Here is a 3,817-nt window from a genome sequence, read left to right as displayed (position 1 = left end):
CAAAAGGCTATGTCACAGCATTTGGGTTCGCTAAACAGATTTCGAATCTTTGGGTTGTTAAACAACAACTGCAAGAAAAGCTGGCGAAGTTATTGGGCGCGCTCGACAGGCCGGTACATATTATCGATGGATTTCCGCTGCCCGTCTGTGGATTTAAAAGAGCAAAAGGCAGTGCCAACTTCAGAGGACAAGCCGATTATGGGTACTGCGCTGCCAAAAACGAAACTTACTACGGCTTCAAAGGGCATCTCATGATAGACGAAATCGGCGTGGTAATCGGGTTTACACTGACGCCCGCCAATGTCAGTGAGCGTGAAGCAACCTGAGATGTGATCAGCTCGATAAAAGGCTGTTTGCTGGGTGATAAAGGCTATTTAAACAGGAAATGAAAGCAGAGGATATTGAAATGATTACCCCCGTGCGTGCCAATATGGATGATCCCATCCCCAGAAAAACGAGAAGGGTCATTAACGCCAAACGCCGTTTAATTGAAACCGTGATTGGTCAACTCGCCGGACAATTTGCTATCGAGAAGTGCTGGGCACGGGATTTGTGGCATTTGAGTAATCGAATTGCCAGAAAACTGCTTTCTCACACCTTGGGTATTTTTGCCAATTTTCAACAAGGTAAAAGTCAACGCGACTGGCTTCAACAAGCCAACGTTATAGGATGTTGAAGTCGAGCATCGCGTTATTTTTCTATTTTCAAAACATTCCCCTATAGTCCCCAGTGTGCAGAACTATGCACTGTAGTTGATAACATTGAAATATTGTTAACACCCACAACTAGCCCTATCGGAAGCGTTAGATTCAATAGAGAACACGGGCTGCTGATAAGTTCCACACTGGAAAGAACCATAATGTTGAAGCCCTTCGCCGATAACATCAAATAGCACACTATATCGACTGTTTTTTATCATATCAGCCGTATTACGACATACGGGTACAGCACGCCCAGTCTCAAAAGAATGACCAATGTCCAACATAAAACGGTCAGGTGCTTCCGGCAACTTTCCTTTATAGATAGCAACTTGACCGTAGTCCTCGCAGCCCTCCTCCAGATCCATCTTAAACAATCGCAGAGTAATAGAATATAATCTTGCTCCCCCAAGTTTAGCCGCAATTATAGGATTAGATATGTTTTTCAATGTCTTGGCAGTGACTCTCACATCAAGAAATCCGGCCTGTCGCGCCAAATGAATAAAATCCTCGAAATACAATGCATCGCCTATGCACTCACCCACGATGAGTGGATCTTGTTTCAATTCTGGTGCTAGCCTGCGATCTGAAAAAATATCGGCAAAGTAAATTTCCCCCCCAGGCTTGAGTAACTTTGCCATACCAGTCAATACATCCGCTTTAGCCATTGACAAGTTGATTACGCAGTTCGAGACAATGACATCGACACTTTCAGGTGGAAGGTTTAGCTTATCCAGTGCCTCAATATGGCCTTGCAAAAAACTGACATTGCTTTTGGCATAACCAAAAACTTCACGGTGATGATCGATATGACTCTGAGCGAAGGCAATTTGTTCAGGAGTGGCATCTATACCAATAACACTACCCTGCTCGCCGACTAGGCTGGATAACACGAAGCAATCTCTCCCTCCGCCACAACCTAAGTCAAGTACCGTTGTCCCTTCCAGTAACGGAGGGAATGGTATGCCACACCCGTAGAAACGCATTTGTACCTTGGGATGAATTTTCGCCAAAATGGATTTGATAGTATTAGTAGGTTGCTCTTCCACAGTACAAACCTTAGTAGCTAAATCCTTCTTATCTACTAGCGTATCACCGTAATAATGCTGCACTTCCTCTATTCTCTGGTCAAATTCATATTGTTTCATGCTTATACCTACTCCCCTTTCTTTGTTCTATCTTTCTTCTGTTCAGAATTGGAAGAACCGAGGTTGCTTTCTCTTGCCGGTTCTATCCGTGTATCGCAGCAGGATGTCGGTTTTACTCCTGAATCTTTGGTGGATTCTTCAGACACTTCCTCGATACGTACCGCACAGCAGGTGGACATTTTTTGTTTGCCGAACAAACTAGCCCAGAAGCTTTTTTTCTCAGACATTTTTCATTCTCCTTACATAAACAACAGGTTAGCGATATAACCCACACCGATAGCAACAGTGAAAATAGTGACCACAAAAATACTAACTAGGCGGGGGCGAAAAATGGTGTTAAGCAAGGTTACCTCAGGGATGCTGGCACCTGCGCCGGCAATAATCAGCGCTGCGACCGCACCTATGCTCATTCCCTGAGCCTGCAAAGCCATACCTATAGGAATCAGGGTCTCGGCACGGATGTACAGCGGTACACCAATGGCTGCCGCGACTGGGACGGCAAATGGATTGTCGGCACCAGCTACGTTGGCAATCCACTCGCCCGGTACCACGCCGTAAATTAACGAGCCGATACCGGCACCAATCAGCAAATATGGCAAAGATGTCTTGAACAAACTGAATGCTGAGTGACCAGCACGGAACAAACGTGATTTGAAGTCTGTCGACTTCAATATGTCGACCTCACCGACCAATCTCACTTTTTTAATGTCTTTTTCCAGTCCGAAAAACTGCCAAATCACACCGACCACAACAGCTAGAATAAAAGTCGATACAGCATAGAATAACGTGAATTTCCATCCAAATAATGTGACCAGCAAGCCCAGAATGACAGGATTCAGAATCGGCGATGAAATCAAAAATGACATGGTAGCGCCAAATGGGGCCCCTGCGTTAAGCAAACCGACTGTGACCGGAATGGTCGAGCAGGAACAAAATGGTGTTACGGCTCCTAGCCCCGCACCAACGATGTTGCCGCGTAAACTACGGCCAGTTAACAAACGCTGGACAGTACTGGCTGGAACATATTCCTGCATCATCGCTACTATAAAGCTGACGATTAAAAATAACACGATCAGCTCTCCGCTAATGATGGCAAAGAACTTCATAGTCTCAGTGAAGGTGTTGAGGTTCATAAGCATTTCCGATCAATGCATAGATGATCTATGTATGTACTTAAAAAAAATCACTGCTGTCGAGTGATATGTGCAGTCACTTCCAGCCATGCCTCGACTGCTACAGCAAAGGCCTCGTTGCCTTTTTCCGTCAGTGTATAGACCTTACGCCCACGACCCGCAACCGTTTCAGTATGTACTGTGACATAATTACCTTGTTCGAATTCACGCAAGACTGGATAGATTGTCCCTTCGGTCGGCGCACAGCAACCTTTGGTAGAACATTCCACTTCGCGTGCGATTTCGTAACCGTGCATTGGGCGGTGTCGTAATACACTTAAGATGAAGAACTTGGACAAACTCATCTTAATAATGCCGTTCCAATACAAACGGTCGGTGTAATCCACCGGTACACGTTTCACAGCTTGAGAGGGAGTCGTTGATCTAGTCATACTGGAAATTCTACACCTCGACCATCAATGTATCAAGTCTAATCTCAGATTTCATGTATGCGTATATGTGTAGATGGCTGGAAATTCTGGCATACACTGGACTAACAGGCGCTTATAAGAAGACCCTATAGCAAAATCATATTTATATGACATAATATTCAGCTCCAAGATAATAAGGCATAAGATGAGATGGGTTACAGTCTGGATTTTCGAAAGCGAGTCCTGGCATACAAAGACAAGCATTCGTTGACTTTCGAACAAACGAGTACGCATTTTGAGGTTTCCATACGGACTTTGTTTCGGTGGTGCAATAAAATAGAACCTTGCATGACCCGCGCTAAACCCGCCACGAAAATTCCTGATGAAGATCTCATCGCAGATGTTCAACATTTTCCCGATGACTATCA

The 3,817-nt window shown here is 44.9% G+C and carries 5 protein-coding genes and 1 pseudogene; 2 read left to right on the top strand and 4 right to left on the bottom strand.

The genetic code is table 11. The annotated features are described in order from the left end of the window. A pseudogene (locus AAC147_RS20210) lies at positions 1–676 on the top strand (IS982 family transposase); the annotation flags it as partial. Positions 677–772: 96 nt separating this feature from the next. On the opposite strand, the gene AAC147_RS15080 reads toward AAC147_RS20210, so the two are convergent. From AAC147_RS15080 to AAC147_RS15065, 4 genes are read right to left on the bottom strand one after another with little or no spacing between them, the layout of a single operon-like run. Beyond that, entirely contained in the window at positions 773–1,810 is a 1,038-nt protein-coding gene (locus AAC147_RS15080; protein ID WP_231571436.1) for a methyltransferase domain-containing protein, read from the bottom strand. Positions 1,811–1,854: 44 nt separating this feature from the next. Next, complete coding sequence (locus AAC147_RS15075) at positions 1,855–2,073, bottom strand: hypothetical protein (protein WP_047682587.1); 219 nt, start codon at positions 2,071–2,073, stop codon at positions 1,855–1,857. Between the two features lie 12 nt (positions 2,074–2,085). Further along, complete coding sequence (locus tag AAC147_RS15070; protein WP_047682585.1) at positions 2,086–2,979, bottom strand: permease; 894 nt, start codon at positions 2,977–2,979, stop codon at positions 2,086–2,088. A 50-nt stretch (positions 2,980–3,029) separates the two neighbouring features. Further along, on the bottom strand, positions 3,030–3,410 hold the full coding sequence (locus tag AAC147_RS15065) for a PadR family transcriptional regulator (RefSeq protein ID WP_047682583.1): 381 nt from the start codon (positions 3,408–3,410) through the stop codon (positions 3,030–3,032). 189 nt (positions 3,411–3,599) lie between these two features. Here AAC147_RS15065 and AAC147_RS15060 point away from each other — a divergent pair. Beyond that, positions 3,600–3,817 (top strand): IS630 transposase-related protein (locus AAC147_RS15060; RefSeq protein ID WP_047682581.1); only part of this gene is annotated, 218 nt, incomplete at its 3' end.

This window comes from Xenorhabdus sp. NBAII XenSa04 (genome assembly GCF_963866145.1).
Lineage (GTDB): Bacteria > Pseudomonadota > Gammaproteobacteria > Enterobacterales > Enterobacteriaceae > Xenorhabdus > Xenorhabdus indica.
Note: the sequence above shows the minus strand (reverse complement) of the source record. Positions and strands in the feature narration are given on the sequence as shown.